The sequence below is a fragment of the Methanocorpusculum bavaricum DSM 4179 genome (assembly GCF_000430905.1).
Taxonomy (GTDB): domain Archaea; phylum Halobacteriota; class Methanomicrobia; order Methanomicrobiales; family Methanocorpusculaceae; genus Methanocorpusculum; species Methanocorpusculum parvum.
This window is the reverse complement of the sequence record NZ_AUMX01000015.1, coordinates 18,679-36,813: the sequence shown is the minus strand read 5'-3', so window position 1 is coordinate 36,813 and position 18,135 is coordinate 18,679. Positions and strand designations below refer to the sequence as shown.

Genomic DNA, 18,135 nt, shown 5'->3' with positions numbered 1-18,135 from the left:
TATGTATCGTTGTTTTGCATGATATCCTCTGTTTTTATATGGATGTTTTTGATACTGATGTATGATATGTTTAGTATGATCTGCCGACGAGAGCGGTTTTGCCTGCTTTTCCGCAGATGATACACGGGCCGTCGTCATCAACGACATATTTGCTGCGAACCCCGGTCCCGAGAAGGGAGGAGTTGGTGAGTTCTTCGAGCTTATCAGCGCAGGCTTTCTCACCGCACCAGTGGACAACGACGATGTTCTCTTCAAGCATCTCATTACACGCTTCAACGGTAGTGACCGTCTTAAGGTGACTGCTCAGGTGTTCTTCGGCTTTGTCAAGGATCTGATCATGTGCCTCGTCAAGCAGGCGTTTCACGGATTCAGCGGCATTCTCCCGGGGGATCGTGGTCTTGATGCCAAGTCTGTTCGCACAGACAAGCTGGCTGTTGTCAAGATCGCGCGGACCGAGCTCGACTCTGAGGGGAACGCCGTGAAGCTCCCAGTGATAATACTTGGCGCCCGGGCGCATGTCGCGTGCATCCGTTTTCACGCGGAGACCGGCAGCTTTCAGTTCGCTCTCGAGTTTTTCCACCGCAGCCATGATCTCATCGCCGCGTTTTCCAACGATGATCGGGATGATAACGACCTGGGTCGGGGCAACGGTTGCCGGAAGGACCAGGCCTTTGTCGTCACCGTGAACTGCGATGATAGCGGCGATGCATCGCTCGGAGATGCCGAAGCAGGTCTGCGAGGCGAGTTTCTGTTCGCCGTTCACGTCCTCGTAGGTGATGTTGTAGGTCTTGGAGAAGTGGTCTCCGAGATGGTGAACGGTACCGATCTGGAGAGTCCGTCCATCGGGCATGACGGCGTCGATTGCCATCGTAAAGTCAGCTCCGGGGAACTTGTCCCAGTCCGGGCGGCGGGAGATGATGATCGGAACGCCGAGCTCACGGTAGAACTCTGACGCGAGACCCAGTTCATACTCGACCTGCTTATTCGCATCGTCCCAGTCGGTATGGACCGTGTGCGACTCCATGAAAGAGGTGATCTCCCGAAGGCGGATCAGAGGGCGGGTGTGTTTTGTTTCATAGCGGAAGGTATTGACGACCTGATAGAGCTTTAAGGGGAGGTCTGCGTGAGAGCGCACCCAGAGAGCATACATCGGGTAGATGGCCGTTTCACTGGTCGGGCGCAGAGCAAGCTTCACATCAAGAGGCGAGAGACCGCCGTGGGTGACCCAGTAGACTTCGTCCTCAAATCCTTTGATGTGTTCGGCCTCTTTCATGAACTCGGTTTCCGGGATCAGGAGGGGGAAGAGCGTCTCTTCATGATCTCTGTTCAGCAAACTGCGAAGAAGCGTGTAGGTATGATTGCGAAGCGCAAACCCAAACGGATACCAGACATACAGTCCTTTGACCGGATATCTGACGTCCATAATGTCCGCTCGACGGATAACTTCGTTGTACCATGCGCTAAAATCGCTGCGGGAGGGGAGTGCCCCGGTTTCTTCTGCCATATATTCACCTGAAGTAGTTAGTATTAGGTCCGTGAGAGTATTAATCCCACGTTCCACACGCGCAGGGCGGGAGTCTGCGGATGTATCCCGCAAGATATATTGAAAAGCCGGACCAATACTGTTTCCATAAATGACGGAGCCTGTAAACATCTCGATAGTAAAAATCGGCATCGACATCGGCTCGACCACCGTCAAAGTCATCGTGCTGGACGAAACAGATACCATACTTTATCGGGCTTATGAACGTCACTTCTCCAAAGTCAGGGAAAAAACCGGTGAACTGCTGAAGAGAGCAGCAAATGTTCTGGATGAAAGAAAGGCGAGGATCCTGATCACGGGCTCCGCGGGTCTTGGTGTTGCTAAATCAGCAGAGCTGCCGTTTATCCAGGAGGTTTTTGCCACAGCAAAGGCGGTTAAAACCTACTTTCCAAAAACCGATTCCGTCATCGAACTCGGCGGAGAAGATGCAAAAATTATTTTCTTTAAGGGCAGCCTTGAAGAGCGGATGAACGGGAGCTGCGCAGGCGGAACGGGAGCCTTCATCGATCAGATGGCAACACTGCTGAACGTGACCGTCGAAGAACTCGATGAACTCTCACAGCATTTCGAAAAGATCTATCCGATCGCTTCGCGCTGCGGTGTTTTTGCAAAAACTGACATCCAGCCGATCCTCAATCAGGGCGGACGAAAAGAGGATGTGGCGGCATCCATCTATCAGGCGGTCGTCGACCAGACGATCGCCGGCCTCACGCAGGGAAGAAGTCTGGGCGAGACGGTCGTGTTCCTCGGCGGACCGCTGTATTATTTTAAAGGACTGAGAACACGATTCACCGAGACCCTTCATCTGGACGAGAACCATGCCGTCTTTCCGGAAAACGGCGACTGTTTCGCAGCCCTCGGAGCAGCCCTCTCGACTGACGGATACGATATCTTCGAACTTTCCGACATCCAGAAGAGGATCGAAGAAAGCGTCGATGACACGACGCACACAAATCCCATGCCCCCGCTGTTTACCACGCAGGAAGAGTATGACGTATTCGTAAGACGGCACAACATCAATGAGCCGCCAAAGACAGACATAACCCGGTATTCAGGGGATGCATGGCTTGGGGTGGATGCGGGGAGCACTACCACCAAACTTGTTCTGATCGATGAAAACTGCGGGATCCTCTACTCGTACTACGGCTCGAATCAGGGAAATCCTGTCGGTATCGTGCTTGCAGAGCTGAAGAAGATCTATGGTCTTGCAGAAGACAGGATCAAAATACGGGGAAGCGCTGTAACAGGATATGGCGAAGATCTCATCAGGAACGCATTCGATATGGACATCGGGCTTGTTGAGACGATAGCTCATTACCGTGCGGCCAGGCACTTCAACCCGGACGTGGACTTCATCATTGATATCGGCGGTCAGGACATGAAGTGTTTCAAGATCCGAAACGGGGCTGTCGACAGTATTTTTCTCAACGAAGCATGTTCGTCAGGATGCGGCTCGTTTATCGAAACGTTTGCCCGCGCTCTCGGCTACGAGATCGAGGAGTTTTCCAGACTCGGTCTGTTTGTCCAGCATCCGGTGAATCTCGGGTCGCGATGCACGGTTTTCATGAATTCATCGGTCAAACAGTCACAGCGTGACGGAGCCACGGTCGCTGAGATATCGGCCGGACTGTCCATCTCTATCGTGAAAAATGCCGTCTACAAAGTTATCCGCGCAGCCAGCGCCGATGATCTGGGCAAACATATCGTCGTTCAGGGAGGGACGTTCAAGAACGATGCTGTTCTCCGGAGTTTTGAACAGGAACTCGAGCGTGAGGTCACCCGGCCGGTCATTGCCGGGATATCGGGAGCGTATGGCGCAGCGCTGTTTGCAAAGGATGCTGAGCTGAAAAATTCAGCCCTCCTTACCCGGGAACAGCTCGAAAGTTTCACTCACAAAGCCCGCCCCATAACCTGCGGTCTTTGTACGAATCACTGCAGTCTTACTGTGAACACCTTCGATAACGGACGCAGGTTCGTCTCAGGAAACAGATGCAGCAGACCTCTTGGAAAACAGAAAAACGATCTGCCGAATCTGGCGAAGTGGAAGTATGACAAGCTTCGTTCTCTGACCGGTGTTCCCGGACCGCGCGGAAAGATCGGGCTGCCGTTTGGACTCAATATGTTCGAGAACCTTGCGTTCTGGCATGCGTTCTTTACAAAACTCGGATTTGAAGTGATCCTGTCGCCGGAATCATCCCGCGCCGTCTACCGGCTCGGGCAGCACACTATCCCTTCGGATACGGTCTGCTATCCGGCAAAACTGATGCACGGTCATGTTATCTCCCTGATAAATGACGGTGTCGACACGATCTTCTACCCCTGTCTGCCTTACAACTTCGATGAAGGAGCGGGAGACAACCACTTCAACTGCCCGGTCGTCGCCTACTACCCGGAACTTCTCGCAGCAAACATCTCCGAGTTAGCAAACGTCAGATTTTTGGATCCTTACTTCGGTCTGCACAGACCCAAAGATTTTGCCAAGCGGGCCGCCGCCTACTTCAAAAAAGAGTTCGGGATCCCGGAACGTGAAACGAAGGCGGCGGCGCTTGCTGCGTATGAGGCTTATGAGAAATATAAAGACGAGATCCGTGCAAAAGGCGAGGAATATATCAGGTTCGCGAGAGTTAACGGCCATAAAATCCTTGTTATGGCGGGCAGGCCCTATCATATAGATCCGGAGATCGGACACGGAATAGATGAACTGGCCGTTTCCTATGGATTTGTGCTCATAAGCGAGGACTCAATCTCCCATCTTGTGGAAAAACAACCCAGAAAAGTACTGAATCAGTGGACCTATCAGTCAAGACTCTACTCTGCCGCCAGATATGTCTGCACGCAGGCAGATATGGAACTTATCCAGCTGGTTTCATTCGGATGCGGGATCGATGCGATCACGACGGATGAGACCAGAGACATACTTGAAGCCGGCGGAAAACTCTATACCCAGATCAAAATCGACGAGATCACGAATCTCGGCGCTGTCAAGATCCGGCTCCGCAGTCTGATCGCGGCAGTAGAAGCGCGGGAGAGGAAATAATATGGCAGAACTGATGTATGATGAGACCGGGCGTCTCCTCTTCACCGAGGAAATGAAGCGCGAATACACGATCCTCATGCCCCAGATGCTTCCGGTGATGTTCCATCTTTTGAAGAGGATCATCGAACTCGAAGGATATACGATCGAGATCCTCACCTCAACTGACCGGAAAATCGTGGAGACCGGATTAAAGTATGTCCACAATGACACCTGTTATCCGGCCCTTCTTGTCATTGGTCAGCTGATCGAAGCGGTCCAAAGCGGAAGATATGATCCCCACAAAGTGGCCCTCCTTATCAGCCAGACCGGGGGCGGCTGCCGGGCCTCAAACTATATTCATCTTCTCAGGAAAGCTCTGAAGAAAGCAGGTCTCGAGTACATTCCGGTGATCTCGATCAACCTTTCCGGTCTGGAGGAAAATCCCGGATTTAAGATCCCTGTATCGGTCGGCCGCCGGATGATCTATGGTATGATGTATGGGGATCTCCTGGTCCATCTCGGAAATCAGTGCAGACCCTATGAGCTGGAGAAGGGAGCGACCGACACCCTGATCTCACGATGGACCGATGATCTCGTGGACCTTTTCGTTCATGGAAAGGGTATGAGCCGCGGGCAGATGAAACGATATATGGAAAAGATTACCCGCGACTTTGCAGCGATCCCGCGCAGCACGGAAAAGAAGATCAGGGTCGGGATCGTCGGGGAGATCTATATCAAGTATGCTCCGCTTGGAAACAATAATCTGGAGGATTTCCTTCTCAACGAAGGAGTGGAAGTCATCGTTCCGGGCATTACTGACTTCATGCTGTTCAAATTCAATAACCGGTCTGTTGACGTGGATCTGTACGGCGGCAGCAGACTGAAAAAATTCGCGATCGGTGTTGCCCAGAGATACATCGAGAGCTGTCAGAAGATCATGATCGGCGTGATCAGAGAGGAAGGTACGTTTCGTGCGATGGGAACGTTTGCTGATTTGCAAAACGTCATCAAAGGATATCTCGGATACGGAAACAAAATGGGGGAGGGCTGGCTTCTCACTGCCGAAATGCTGGAACTGATCCACTCGGGAACTCCGAACATTGTCTGCACGCAGCCTTTTGGCTGTCTGCCGAACCATGTGGTCGGGAAGGGCATGATGAGAAGACTGAAAGTCGATTTTCCGGATTCTAATATTGTTGCTGTCGATTATGATCCGGGGGCAACACGGATCAATCAGGAGAACCGGATCAAACTGATGCTGGCTAACGCGAAATCCGGGTAATCACAAATGAATATATTAACTAGAGGGGACTACTTAAAGTAGAGAGACGAGAGGTACAATGTCATGAAAATGCTGATGAGCAGCGGCCGAACGATCGAACAAGGAAAAGCCCTCTACCACAAAGAGGCGGAGTGTTACTCAAGGAGTACGTCGGTCTGTTATCTGCATCCTATGGACATGATGGACCTTGACATCGAAAATGGCGAGACGGTCCTCGTGTCTTCTCCGGTCTCATCCGTCGTTTTTACCGCTATCCAATCGCCTGAAACGCCAAGAGGGATCATCTATATGCCGCTTGGTCCTTACTGTAATGCGCTGCTGACGGGAAACACCCATTCAACCGGGGCGCCTGATTTTAAAGGGATAACTGTCGATGTTTCATCCACGACAGATACTTCTGTCTCTGCTACGGATCTTATGACCGAGCTTGGCGGAGTGCCCTTCGATCTTCCAACTGCCGATAAAGTTCCCGGCTGTCCTGACGGAGAGGTCGTCGTCCAGCATGCTGTCTGTCCGATGTGCGGATGCGTATGTGATGATCTGGAGATTCATTTTTCCAACGGCAAGGTGACTGAAGTCGTAAACGGATGTACGCTTTCTGCTGAGAAGTTCAAAGCAGCCGGCCGGCTGCTGTCCCCTGCTGTCCGTGAGGGGGATACCTGGCGGTACACTGATTATGATGAAGCGATAACTAAAACCGCTCTCTGCCTTGCCCGCGCAAAGAGGCCGCTTTTATACGGCTGGAGCAGCACCTCGGCCGAAGCAATGCAGGTAGGGATCGAACTTGCTGAAGAGGTGGGCGGGGTGATAGACAACTGTTCTTCCGAGTGCCACGGACCCACGGTCCTTGCGATCCAGGAGGTGGGTCATCCGGGATGCACCCTTGGTCAGGTCAAAAACAGAGCTGATGTAGTGGTCTACTGGGCGTGCAATCCGCAGGTAGCCCATCCGCGGCATATGTCGCGTTATACTACCTATACGACCGGCTACTTCAGAAAAGAGGGGAGAGAGGACCGGACCATAATCGTGGTGGATATACGCGAATCAGAGACGGCAAAACTGGCGGATGTTTTTCTCAAAATAAAACCGGGCAGCGACTTTGCCATATTCAACGCTCTTCGGGCAATCGTTTCTGGAAAAGGTGATATTCTTCCGGATGAAATCGGCGGGGTCGAGAAGGGCCAGCTTCTCAGACTTGGCGACATCCTTCTAAGTGCGCAGTTTGGGATCTTCTTCACCGGTGTCGGTCTCACTCATTCAAGAGGCAAATACAAAAATGTCCGTGCCGGTATAGAACTCATCGATGAACTGAGCCGTCACACCAAATATGCCCTGTCTCCACTCAAAGGTCACTGGAATGTTGACGGAACCTGCCATATCTTCTCACTGACAACCGGATATCCGTTTGCCATCGACTACTCACGCGGTATTGCGTATTACAATCCCGGTGAAACGAGCGGGATCGATCTCCTGGAACGCAATGAAGTTGACTGCTGTCTTGTCGTTTCTACAGATATCGGCGCACACTTTCCGCGAACAAGCATCGAACGGCTGGGGAAAATACATACTATCGTTCTTGATCCGTACGTGTCTTTGACCACGCCCTTTGCAAAGATCCAGCTTCCCGGCTCTGTTATCGGAGTCGATGCAGAAGGTACTGCATACCGGATGGACGGGATCCCCATTCACGTAAGAAAAATTCTCGACTCATCTGTCCCGTCAGATAAGGAGATACTAGAGCGTATTCTCTCTGAAGTCAGAAGAATCAAAAAAGAGCAGACAGAAAACGATCTTAATTCAGGCGAGCTTATGTGAAACGGGGTGCCCGCTCCACATAAGGGTATGTTCAACTATTTTTTCCTTCAGAAACGAGGCCGCATTACTTGCGGTTTCCTTTCTTTGAAGGTGCGTCGCGTGCTGGGGCTGCTTTCGGGGCTGCGTCTGATTTAACAGGTGCTGCGTCCTTTTTGCCTGCCATAGGTTTGTTCTGCATGTGGTTTTCACCTCGGTTTTTAATGAGTGATTACGCAAATAGTCTGGCTACCTGTCAATGGATAAGTTTCCATGGCGAAACGATTTTCCGTCTTCCCGGCACCTCGTTTATCGCAGTGACTGCAGCATTCAGGGGCTGGTCAGACCCCCTATCCGGCTCCCCGGTGTAAGTTAACCCACGTCGCCTCAATCCTGTGGAACTTCCTATTTTTCTAGTTGATTTGTCACTGTAAATAGTTTTGTGAGAGGCTTGGAAACTCTCTGCAAAATACGTTCAATAGCGCCTTATTTGGGAAGTTCGGAATGAAAAAAGGAAGAGCGCGGACATGATGACAGTCAAATTGCATGCGCGTGCGGCAGTGCTGTTTTTGGGCTTGAAATCTTCTGCAAGACGTTATCCACACGTTAAAACACGAGATATACCAGCACCGGGAAAAAAACGATATATCCTGCCCCGAACAGAAGAAAAATCCACTCGGCAATAACCAGAGGTTTTCTTGGAAAGTGCATGGCCGAGTTGGCCGCATATCCGCGGCAGCACATCGAAACATAGGTTCGTTCGCCCTGATCCATTGCGCGAAGAAACAAGGATCCGGCAGCATTTCCGATCACGTTCAGCCGGTATCCCAGAGGGAGACGGCGGTCGGACCAGCGGAAACATTTGCAGGCAAATGCGGACTGGATCTTCTGAAAAATCAACGCGAAGACAAAAATGTATCGAACAGTCAAACTCATTACTGTGATGAAGAGTCGGGGAACATGAAGACGTGAAGCCGCCTCAAGCATGCTCTGCATGGTTGTAGTGGCTGAAAGAAGAATAATGAATGATAATGAGATGACGAATTTGGCAAAGAGTGAGAGGCCGAAGATCAGCGATTCCCAGTATATATTCACGCCAAACGGAAGAGAGAATATGACGTGGTAGACGTCATAGTAAGGATTTGCGAAGAACGGCTGGAGAAGGATAAAAAATAACCCAAACGGCATGATCAGAACAAGCCGGACGATATAATATCTGATCGAAGCCCCTGACAGGAGATAGAGCCCGGCAAAGAGCAGATATATTACAGCAAAGGCAAACACTAAAGGCCAGGGAATGATCTGATCGCCGATCCTGACATAGGGCAGGAGAACCGTTACCAGAAGGCCCAGCAGACAAAGAATAAGTTTGACTCGTGAATCCAGTGAATGGACCGGGCTTTTTCGGTAAGCCTCATGTTCAATATCAAACAGTTCATCGATGAGCGTCATTTTTGGTGCGGATGGGGGTGGGGGTGAACGTGCTGATGACCGCAGACGGATTCAAATTCAGAAAGAGGCGAGGGATCCTTCTTTGGTCTTTGGACCGGATCTTTCCCAAATGCTTTCATGAAGGAATCTTCAGCATCCTGATATGTGTAGGCTGATTCAATACTGACTCCCTGCGCCTGCAGCGCGCGGATGAGTTTGGGAAGTGCCGGAAGGTCGAGATGGGCGCGTTCGATCAGCGCGTCCTGAAGAAATATCTCCTGAGGAGTGCCGTATCCGGTGATCGCGCCTTTCTCCATGACGTAGACACAGTCCGCCATCTCCGGAACCAGCTCGACCTGATGCGTTGAGTAGATAACCGTGAACCCGTACTTCTCCGGAAGGGTGTTCAGGAAACTGAAAAGTTCTTTGACACCCTGGGGGTCGAGACCGGCTGTCGGTTCGTCGAGAATAAGGACCTGGGGTTCCATTGCCAGAACGCCGGCGATAGCTACGCGTTTTTTTTCGCCGCCTGAGAGGTGATGGGGAGCCCTGTTCCGCAGATCCTCAAGACCGAGCATCTGAACCACAGAATCCACACGGTGTGCCACGGTCTCCTCGTCCAATCCCAGATTGCAGGGACCAAATGCAATATCCTGTTCGACCGTTGTTGAAAAGACCTGGTCATCCGGGTTCTGAAAGACGAGCCCGACAAACTTCCGCACCTCATGGATGTTTGCTTTGGTAATGGGCTCCCCCCTAATGAGAACTGACCCGGATTTCGGTTTGAGAATGCCGTTGAAATGACGAAAAAGTGTGCTTTTTCCTGCACCGTTCGGCCCAAGAACGGCGATCCGCTGTTTTCTGCCGGCAATGAAGTTGATATTGCTCAGAACCGGATCTTTGGATGTGCTGTATGAGTAACAGAGGTCCCGGGTTTCAATGAGGTGCATTGTAATGAATTATGTATGCTTTAAGGACATAAAGATGGTAGCATTGGTGTTACAGAGAGAGGGTGATTAGCACATCAGGCAATTCACCCGAATACTCCTATCCGCATTACCCGAAGAATGACCGCACTATCCCTTTGAATCCGAGTCTGCCAAATGTTCCGTAAAGGGATGGTTTTGCCGCCAGACGTTTCAGAAGATCCGAAGGTCTGTCCATATCTCCGAAACGTGTGATCAAATCAAGGTTGTCGGGGGTGTTCAGCGCATCGATCAGCGCATCGATGTCCTGAGGATCCAGATTCCGGCGGAATTCAAGAGCTTTCAGCCCCATATCCAGTTCTCTGCCGAAGTCCTGACGCCAGAGTGATTCATATCTGGAAAGGAAAGCATCCGATGTATCTCCCGCTTCGAAGGATTCTATCGCCGTTTGTGCTGCGAACCGGGCAGAGCGGATGCCTGTATATACCCCGCCGCCTGATGTCGGTTTTGGAAAACCGGCAGCATCCCCGATCAGCATGCATCCTGATCCAAACGTCTTGCGTCTGATCCCGATTGGGATCGTACCCGTTACCGAGTGGATGGTGCTCCCGGGAAAACGTGAAAGGAATTCTGTAAAAAGTTCCGGTACATTTTTCATTCCGCAAAGACCCACCCGTGCTCTTTTTTCAGACATAGGGATGACCCATGCAAAAAATTCGGGAGCGGCGTTTGGATGAAGTTCGACGAGCGAAGGATCGCCGTTCCATGGAACTTCGGCCTGGATCCCTGAGTAAATGAAGGGCGACGGCGGGATCCCAAGACTGCGGGCAGCAACGCTCCGCGGACCGTCCGCCGCGATCAGAATGTTATACGGAAGCTCCTCCCCGCCGGCTGTATGAATGATTTTTTTTCCCGGATTGATCCTGGTCACACAGGTCTTGAGAGAGAATTCCGCGCCGGCCTCTGCTGCTGAGATCCCCATCTCATGATCGAGTCTGCCTCTGTCGACAACATATGCCTTCGTCATTTTTGCATCGAAGGAGAGGGAATGTCCCTCTGACCCGCAGATTTTTGCTCCGCGGACCGTATTATACACGGATCGGTCCGACACTTCGCACTCGGCAAAGGCATTATTCGAAAGGAGGCCGGCACACTGGACAGGATACCCTAAAGAAGCATGCTCTTCAAGGATCCGCGTGGACAAGCCGGCTTTGGCACATATCCGTGCAGCCGCCGATCCGGCCGGTCCTCCCCCTATGACGATGACATCAGACACGTATGATTCTGTAGGTCATACAAAAATAAAAATACGAGGGACTTCGGGCAGAGGTTTGGGGTGGAGACGATTGATAGATGCGCGGAAAGATCCTGCGAGGATAAAATATTGCGGAAAATGATTTTTGGTGTTAAATAAACAGTGCTGATATGGGGATTCGAACCCCAGTCGCCGGCGTGAGAGGCCGGCATGATTGGCCACTACACTATATCAGCAGACAAAAGTGCGTAATAAGATAGACATCATGAATATTTATAGCTGACGAAGTGTGAGGCGCCATCCTGAGAGATTCTGAAATAATACGTCTGCATATCTTCATCATATCCGAGTACCAATAAATATAGACACTATGGGACTCGAAGAAGAAATTCGTGCAATTGAGGACGAAATAAAAAATACCAAATACAACAAAGCAACCTCGCAGCACATTGGGCGTCTGAAAGCGAAACTCGCAAAAATTAAAGACGACATGATCATGCGGGCAATTAAGTCCGTAGGCGGGGGAGAAGGGTTCGCGGTTAAAAAATCAGGGGATGGGACCATCGTTCTGGTCGGGTTTCCATCCGTTGGTAAATCGACCCTCCTGAATAAGCTTACCGGAGCGCAGAGTGAAACCGCGGCCTATGCTTTCACCACACTTACCGTAGTTCCCGGATTGATGGAATACAAAGGCGCAAAAATCCAGATTCTTGATATTCCCGGACTGATCGCCGGCGCCGCGATGGGAAAAGGCAGGGGAAAGGAAGTCATCGCAGTCGTTCGAACGGCCGATCTTATCGTGATCCTGGGGGATGTGTTCAACGCAGTCCATGTGGATGTTCTGATGCAGGAACTTTACGATTCAGGTATCAGGATCAACAGACCCAAACCGGATATCACGATCAAAAAGACCGGCGGAGGGGGTATCCGGCTGAACAGGGTGGGTGCCGTAAAACTTGGGCTTGAGGAAGTCCGCGCGATTCTTGCCGAGAATAAAATCATGAATGCTGATGTCCTGATCCGCGGCAGTAATATAACCCAGGATGACCTCGTGGATGCGATGCAGGGAAACAGGCTCTACATTCCTGCATTCATTGCCATCAACAAAGTTGATCTGATCAGTGAGGAACAGCGCAAAGAAGTCGAAGAGCATATGCGGGAGAAATATGGTGTCGACCCCATCATGATCTCCGCACATAAAGGGTATCATATCCCGGAGTTGCAGGATGCGATCTATGAACACCTTGGGTTCGTCAGGATCTACATGAAGCCCTACGGCGAAGATGCGGACATGGAAGAGCCGATGATCATGCGTAAAGGAAGTACCATCGAAGATATCTGCCACCGGCTCCACCGTGATTTCGTCGACCAGTTCAGGTATGCAAAAATATGGGGGACCTCAGTCAAGCATGACGCAGCCAAAGTCGGTCTGAAGCATGTGGTCGAGGATAATGATGTCGTAACGATCGTTACGAAGTTGTGATCAGCGCACTCAGTTCCTTCAGTTCATGTGCCGCTGCCCGTAATCCTTCCAGCATCACCGGAATGTTGACTGCTGTAAGCGAAAAAACGGAGGCGGCAAAAGCTGCGTTCTCTACAAAACCGGGTCTCATCTTTCTCACAGCAAGTATCCGCCGGACGATTAGAAGCAGAAGGCCCGAGATGAATGCAGAGGTCAGCAGGGAGAACAGCAGCCTGACCAGGCGCTTGATCGGTCCTTCCATCATCTTTTGGATCTTCTCCCCGGTGTCTTCCCCGTCACCTGAGAGATAAACTGCTCCGGTGACAAGATACGGCGATGCGGCATCCGCAAGCATATCATACGCTCCGTTATCCGAAAATATCACTTCCGATACTGTTTTTTGTCCATTCAGGAGATCGATCAGGATTTTCAGAAGAGAGATGTCATTTTCCGGATCCTTTGGCATTTCATCCGGCGCGGTATAGATCAGCTTAAGGGCTTCCACGATCTCCTCGGCCGAAAGCGGATCAGCAGACTTGTCCGCGAACTCATCACCAAGAGATGCAGGAATCCCGGTAATACTTAGTATTGTCGCAAAATTCTCCGGAAGAAGGTCCGCTCTTTCTGCAAGCCGCCGCAGAACAGTCGCCAGATGTCCGTCAAGCGCCGCCACATCCGTTTCCGGTATGTCGGACAGTATGCCCGATCCTGTGCTGCAAAGCTTTGATACGGCCGTCTCAAGAGAGGAAAGTGCAGCAGGGGTATTTCCTTGATCACAATATCTTTCTGCCTCATCCAGCAGAGATTCGATTGATGCAAAGTGATTCCGGGACGTATCCTCTAAAGACATGGATACAGTAATGTACGCGGATTAACGTGATAAAGAATTCCCAGCGGGAACAAAACAGATTTATTCGAACAACATCCTTTCACTTCACATATTCTATGAAGTTGAGCACAACCCTTGCAGCTTTTTCACGTTTTTTGGCAGTTCACCTCCGTAAACTGTCTTACAAAAATAAATAGTTTTATAATGATATAAAGATGTTGGTCAAAATCTCCAAAAAAAGCGTTATACGGGCCTGGAGGGATTCGAACCCCCGACATTCGGGTTAGAAGCCCGACGCTATATCCTGGCTAAGCCACAAGCCCACGTTTGTAACGCCTTAACCTATTCGTTTTTCATCAAGATAAACTCTTCCTTAGATGCCGGGGTGAGAAACCCCTCCTTTCATTCTCAAAATTCAGCCATGAGAGAAAAGATGAAGAGAATTCGGATTATCCGTACATTACATCTTCATCATATGAAGTTGGCGGCACATCACTTTTTTTCACGTCCTCAGCCAGCTTCTGAAGCATGGGTTCGATTGAGTCGGCTTGTGCAATAAGCGGCGCGGTGTCTAGTCCAAGTCCGTAAATCCCGCTGATCACGGAAAGACCTGCCGCCGAGGCGCGGGAATCGACATCAAAGTTCGTTTCAACAAGAAAACCTGTGGCCGGTATCTTTCGCATACAGGCTTCCGTCAAAAACCCGCCGGTGATCCCGGTGATATTGAGAGCAGGAAGGATCAGACAGTGTGATTTGATTTTTTCAACACCTTCCGTCGTTGTTGCAACACCAAACACGCGTTCACCGTCGCCTCCCGTGACCACGCCGCCGACGAGAATGATCTCGGTAACAACTGTACGGGCGCAAAGCCACTCAAGCAGTTTGGCGGGTATCACACAGGACCCTTCATCCGATATCGGCACGTCAGAGAGGACAACAAGCATATTCCCTTTTTCATAGAGACGAAAAGGAGCCTGGGCAAGTCCCGATGTCGCAAGGGAACCGGCTGGAAGGAGAGGGCTGACAATATTGCCTATATGGGTGAAGGCTAAGGATTCCACAAGATATTGAACTGCTATGCTCCCGACAAGACCGGATCCGGGAAATCCTGCGACGAGGACGGTCTCTTTGGACGAGGGGATCTCCGCCGATACACGGACGAGCGGGGCATCACCTGCCTGAAAGGCGTTAACCGCACATCTTGTGCCGCCGTCACTGGCTTGTGAACTTTTTTCCATACAATTTAGTCTCTTTTTAGAGGGATAATACTTCGGATAGAGCCGAAGATCAGATATCGGTTGTCCGCAGATGATCCAAAACAAAACCGTACTGGAAAGCAACTAATTTTAGAATGGCCGACCATACTATATGGTATGCAGGAGTATGAAGTCAAGCGAGGAAACACAAGCACCCTCGAAGAAAGGATCAAAGCCGGATTCTCGGATATTTTCGGCGTCAAACCGATAGTAAAAGACGGGCATTATACGATCTCCTACGGAAGCATGTCACGTCTTGAGGTCTGGGCGGGCGAGAAGAACAAGACATTAATGGTCGATACAGAAACGGATGCTGCAGTTCTTTCAATGCCGGATGAACAGGCAGATCCTATCATTCTGGATACAAATAAGAAATTCAGGCTGTATCTTGATTTCGTCACCTGTTTCACCACAAAGGAACGGGTCAAACGGGCAAAGAAAGCGGCTGAGAAGGAAGAGTAAGAACCTATAATCCATCTCTTTTCAGGAGCCCGGCTCCTTACCCATATTTTTTAAAAAAAGAAATATTTGAGTGAATACTCACTCAATAACAAGTGCCGGTTTGAACGGCAACGCCGATTTTGCTTTCGGGTGGGCGCTTCCCTCTGCTGAAACGATCTCAACTGCGAGTCTGCATTCCTTTTCGATGAATGCGGAAGCTGCCTGGAAGATAGCGGTCTCATCAACACCGTCTGCAATAGCAGAAACCAGTTCCGGGGACAGGGAGTGGATCAGCTTTACTGTCTGGAGAGAAGCTTCAGTTGCCTCTTTTCCTTTTGCACGGAGTGACTCGTCAGCCATGACGGTTTTTATCACATTTCTCTTGTCTTCGGCACCGGCGACGATGGAGAAGAGATGACGCTTCCACTGCGGAGCGATGAAGAGGGTAACTTTGACCGCCTCGATCTGCACAAGTTTTAAGATCGACTGGATGTCTTCCAGCGTTCTTTGAATAAGTGACTCGGAGATCTCCACGGATTTGTTGATCTTTGACTCATCAGCGACCGGCCATTCTGCAAATGAGACAAGACCTGGATGACCGGTCTCTCTCCAGAGTTTCTCGGCAGTGTACGGGATGACCGGGGCCATCAGACGGATCCATGCGGACATGATCTCCATCTGGACTGCGCCGCCCGATGAACCTTCCGGCAGCCGTCTGCGGTACCATGCCAGATCCGAAACAACGCCGTTATAGGCTTCCTGGAGGGCCTGTCTGGTCTGGAAGGCGCACAGACATTTGGTAGCCGCTGCGATCCTCTGCTGCATACGGGATACGAGCCATGCATCGATCGGCGTGGTCCCGGATGCATCGGAGGAATCCAGAATGATCTGCCACATCCGTTCGATCTGTTTCTTGACCGAGAGAACAAGTTCATTTCTCCAGTCAAAGTCCTGCCAGGGTTCGGCAGAGCCGACAAGGAACATACGAACCGTATCTGCTCCGAACTCGTTTGCCGCATCCTCCAAGAGGAAGACGTTTCCTTTTGAGGAGGACATTTTCATCCCGTTTAAAAGGCCCATCCCGAAAACGACCATGCCTTTTGGCTGGAGGTTGTCAGGGAAGATCGCCTTGTGATGGAAGAGCTGGAAGGTCAGGTGATTGGAGATCAGATCCTTTGCACTGAACCGGTAATCATACGGATACCAGTACAGGAACTCGGAACGGAGTTCATGCAGCGTAGCCTGATCGACCGGCATGGTTGTCGGATCGCCTTTTCCAAGGAAGATGAAATCAAAGACGGCCGGCGTCAGTTTTTCGGACGGTATTGTCGAAATCTTATGGGCGATGGTGTAATACGCCATATAGACGGTCGAGTCCGAGAGGGGTTCAAACAGCCACTTCGGATCCCACGGAACATGCGTCCCGAGACCGACACGGCGGGAACACGGCCACTCTTTGAGCCAGTCGATCGTCCGCTCGAACTCGGCGCGAACTTCGGCCGGAACAAGTTCAACCTTCGGAAGCTGTTCGTGGACCTGAGCTTTCCAGGCCTGATCGCCGTAGTTCAGGAACCACTGATCATCCAGGATCTTGACATACACGCGCCCGCCGCAGCGGCAGATCACGCGTTTTTGACTCATCTCATGGAAAATGATCGAACCGCGCTCTTCAGTAAACTCGCGGGTCACATCTTCACGCGCCTGACGAACGGATTTTCCTGCATGGATACCGCAGTTATCGTTGAGTTTTCCTTTCGAGAACTCGGCGGTGTAAAGCTCCTGCGTGAGATCGTCCATCCGCGGATCATCCTGGTTGGGGATCTTGTTCTTTTCGACGATGTCCTGTGCCGGGACCGTTCCAAAGTTTGGAACGGTGACCAGAGGGATCGCTTTGATATCTGTATACTTTCCTTTTTCCTGAAGATCACGAAGAGCGATATAATCGAACGGCGCGTGGGCCGGAACGCTCATTACAAGACCGGATCCCATGTCCGGGTCTACGAAGGAAGCGGGAAGGATCGGAACATCGGCACCGGTATAGGGATTCTTTGCGGTCTTGTCGATGAGTTCGGTTCCCTGAAGCGTCGAGAGTTCGACAACGATGTGTTTCTGCATCCGGAGTTTTTCCGCTGCTTCCGTGCTGATGATCCATTTCTGACCGTCGACTTCAGCTTTTACATACGTGGTTTCTGGATTTGCCCAGAGATTTGTTACGCCGAAGATGGTCTCCGGACGAAGGGTGGCGCACGGGATCTGGAACTCGCCGAACTGATACATCACAAACACAAAGTGCATGATCTCAGCGGATTCGCCCTCAAGAAGATCATGATCACCGACAGGCTGATCACATGCAGGACAGTATCTGACCGGATACTCTCCCTTCTGCACTTTTCCCTGCCCGTAGATATGCGTGTACTGCCATTCGATGAATTTGCTGTATTGGGGGATGATGGTCGTGAACCGGCGTCTCCAGTCGATGGAAAGCCCGAGCTGTTTCATCACCCGTTCATATTCATCAGCGAAGTAATTCACGATCGTGATCGGGTCGGTGAAGTTCGCAAGAGTTTCCTTTGGGACCCGGTAGAGTTCGCCGTAGAGCTTGAGCGTTTTTTGATCTTTATTCGCGATGCGTTTTGCGATGCCGAGAACCGGAGCCCCGGTAACATGGAACGCCATCGGGAAAAGCACCTGTTTTCCCTGCATTCTCCAGAAGCGGGCAACCACGTCGGGGATGATGTATGTCCTCCCGTGACCCACATGCATTGCGCCGCTCGGATAGGGGAATGCCACGTTTACGTACAGCTTGTCTTTCGTTTCATCAGGATTTGATTCGAATGCCGGTATCCACTCGTTGCGGATCTCCGGTTCAATTTCGGTCATTGCCAGGGTATTTGCCATTGTTG

Annotated in this window: 12 protein-coding genes and 2 tRNA genes; 5 read left to right on the top strand and 9 right to left on the bottom strand. The window is 51.0% G+C overall.

From position 1 onward, the window contains the following. Nucleotides 1–70: 70 nt before the first annotated feature. The gene (proS, locus tag H575_RS05540) at nucleotides 71–1,504 is read right to left on the bottom strand and encodes a proline--tRNA ligase (RefSeq protein WP_042699183.1); all 1,434 of its coding nucleotides are present in this window, start codon (nucleotides 1,502–1,504) and stop codon (nucleotides 71–73) included. Between the two features lie 130 nt (nucleotides 1,505–1,634). Between proS and H575_RS05535 the strand changes: the two genes are divergently transcribed. The 3 genes from H575_RS05535 to H575_RS05525 all read left to right on the top strand — a co-directional run bounded on the left by H575_RS05535 (nucleotide 1,635) and on the right by H575_RS05525 (nucleotide 7,656). Then, on the top strand, nucleotides 1,635–4,580 hold the full coding sequence (locus tag H575_RS05535) for an acyl-CoA dehydratase activase (protein ID WP_042699180.1): 2,946 nt from the start codon (nucleotides 1,635–1,637) through the stop codon (nucleotides 4,578–4,580). Nucleotide 4,581: 1 nt separating this feature from the next. Beyond that, nucleotides 4,582–5,841: a 2-hydroxyacyl-CoA dehydratase gene (locus tag H575_RS09620; protein WP_042699177.1), complete on the top strand. Its 1,260-nt coding sequence runs from the start codon at nucleotides 4,582–4,584 to the stop codon at nucleotides 5,839–5,841. A gap of 63 nt (nucleotides 5,842–5,904) precedes the next feature. Continuing rightward, complete coding sequence (locus H575_RS05525; RefSeq protein WP_042699174.1) at nucleotides 5,905–7,656, top strand: formylmethanofuran dehydrogenase subunit B; 1,752 nt, start codon at nucleotides 5,905–5,907, stop codon at nucleotides 7,654–7,656. Between the two features lie 582 nt (nucleotides 7,657–8,238). On the opposite strand, the gene cbiQ is transcribed toward H575_RS05525, so the two are convergent. From cbiQ to H575_RS05505, 4 genes are all read right to left on the bottom strand, one after another. Further along, a complete protein-coding gene (gene cbiQ, locus H575_RS05520; RefSeq protein WP_042699171.1) occupies nucleotides 8,239–9,084 on the bottom strand; it encodes a cobalt ECF transporter T component CbiQ in 846 nt (281 codons plus the stop codon). Continuing rightward, the gene (locus H575_RS05515) at nucleotides 9,081–10,013 is read right to left on the bottom strand and encodes an ATP-binding cassette domain-containing protein (protein ID WP_042699168.1); all 933 of its coding nucleotides are present in this window, start codon (nucleotides 10,011–10,013) and stop codon (nucleotides 9,081–9,083) included. Before H575_RS05515 ends, cbiQ begins: the two co-directional genes overlap by 4 nt. Nucleotides 10,014–10,119: 106 nt before the next feature. Continuing rightward, complete coding sequence (locus H575_RS05510) at nucleotides 10,120–11,265, bottom strand: NAD(P)/FAD-dependent oxidoreductase (RefSeq protein WP_042699165.1); 1,146 nt, start codon at nucleotides 11,263–11,265, stop codon at nucleotides 10,120–10,122. Nucleotides 11,266–11,407: 142 nt separating this feature from the next. Beyond that, nucleotides 11,408–11,480 (bottom strand) — tRNA-Glu (locus tag H575_RS05505). A gap of 134 nt (nucleotides 11,481–11,614) precedes the next feature. On the opposite strand from H575_RS05505, the gene H575_RS05500 reads away from it, so the two are divergent. After that, the gene (locus H575_RS05500) at nucleotides 11,615–12,727 is read left to right on the top strand and encodes an OBG GTPase family GTP-binding protein (RefSeq protein WP_042699161.1); all 1,113 of its coding nucleotides are present in this window, start codon (nucleotides 11,615–11,617) and stop codon (nucleotides 12,725–12,727) included. Here H575_RS05500 and H575_RS05495 read toward each other — a convergent pair. The 3 genes from H575_RS05495 to H575_RS05485 all read right to left on the bottom strand — a co-directional run bounded on the left by H575_RS05495 (nucleotide 12,714) and on the right by H575_RS05485 (nucleotide 14,773). Continuing rightward, entirely contained in the window at nucleotides 12,714–13,556 is an 843-nt protein-coding gene (locus H575_RS05495) for a hypothetical protein (RefSeq protein ID WP_042699158.1), read from the bottom strand. The two genes, H575_RS05500 and H575_RS05495, sit on opposite strands and share 14 nt — an antisense overlap. A gap of 227 nt (nucleotides 13,557–13,783) precedes the next feature. Next, nucleotides 13,784–13,858, bottom strand: a tRNA-Arg gene (locus H575_RS05490). A 126-nt stretch (nucleotides 13,859–13,984) separates the two neighbouring features. Next, a complete protein-coding gene (locus tag H575_RS05485; protein ID WP_052319980.1) occupies nucleotides 13,985–14,773 on the bottom strand; it encodes a proteasome assembly chaperone family protein in 789 nt (262 codons plus the stop codon). A gap of 135 nt (nucleotides 14,774–14,908) precedes the next feature. Between H575_RS05485 and H575_RS05480 the strand changes: the two genes are divergently transcribed. After that, nucleotides 14,909–15,253, top strand: a complete 345-nt coding sequence (locus H575_RS05480) for a DUF5611 family protein (protein ID WP_042699155.1) — start codon at nucleotides 14,909–14,911, stop codon at nucleotides 15,251–15,253. 78 nt (nucleotides 15,254–15,331) lie between these two features. On the opposite strand, the gene leuS is transcribed toward H575_RS05480, so the two are convergent. Beyond that, entirely contained in the window at nucleotides 15,332–18,130 is a 2,799-nt protein-coding gene (leuS, locus tag H575_RS05475; protein WP_081406680.1) for a leucine--tRNA ligase, read from the bottom strand. Between the last annotated feature and the right edge of the window lie 5 nt (nucleotides 18,131–18,135).

What these genes read in the sequence shown, in the direction of transcription:
- proS (WP_042699183.1), bottom strand. Translation starts at nt 1,504, where the DNA reads ATGGCAGAAGAAACCGGGGCACTCCCCTCCCGCAGCGATTTTAGCGCA.
- H575_RS05535 (WP_042699180.1), top strand. Translation starts at nt 1,635, where the DNA reads ATGACGGAGCCTGTAAACATCTCGATAGTAAAAATCGGCATCGACATC.
- H575_RS09620 (WP_042699177.1), top strand. Translation starts at nt 4,582, where the DNA reads ATGGCAGAACTGATGTATGATGAGACCGGGCGTCTCCTCTTCACCGAG.
- H575_RS05525 (WP_042699174.1), top strand. Translation starts at nt 5,905, where the DNA reads ATGAAAATGCTGATGAGCAGCGGCCGAACGATCGAACAAGGAAAAGCC.
- cbiQ (WP_042699171.1), bottom strand. Translation starts at nt 9,084, where the DNA reads ATGACGCTCATCGATGAACTGTTTGATATTGAACATGAGGCTTACCGA.
- H575_RS05515 (WP_042699168.1), bottom strand. Translation starts at nt 10,013, where the DNA reads ATGCACCTCATTGAAACCCGGGACCTCTGTTACTCATACAGCACATCC.
- H575_RS05500 (WP_042699161.1), top strand. Translation starts at nt 11,615, where the DNA reads ATGGGACTCGAAGAAGAAATTCGTGCAATTGAGGACGAAATAAAAAAT.
- H575_RS05495 (WP_042699158.1), bottom strand. Translation starts at nt 13,556, where the DNA reads ATGTCTTTAGAGGATACGTCCCGGAATCACTTTGCATCAATCGAATCT.
- H575_RS05485 (WP_052319980.1), bottom strand. Translation starts at nt 14,773, where the DNA reads ATGGAAAAAAGTTCACAAGCCAGTGACGGCGGCACAAGATGTGCGGTT.
- H575_RS05480 (WP_042699155.1), top strand. Translation starts at nt 14,909, where the DNA reads ATGCAGGAGTATGAAGTCAAGCGAGGAAACACAAGCACCCTCGAAGAA.
- leuS (WP_081406680.1), bottom strand. Translation starts at nt 18,130, where the DNA reads ATGGCAAATACCCTGGCAATGACCGAAATTGAACCGGAGATCCGCAAC.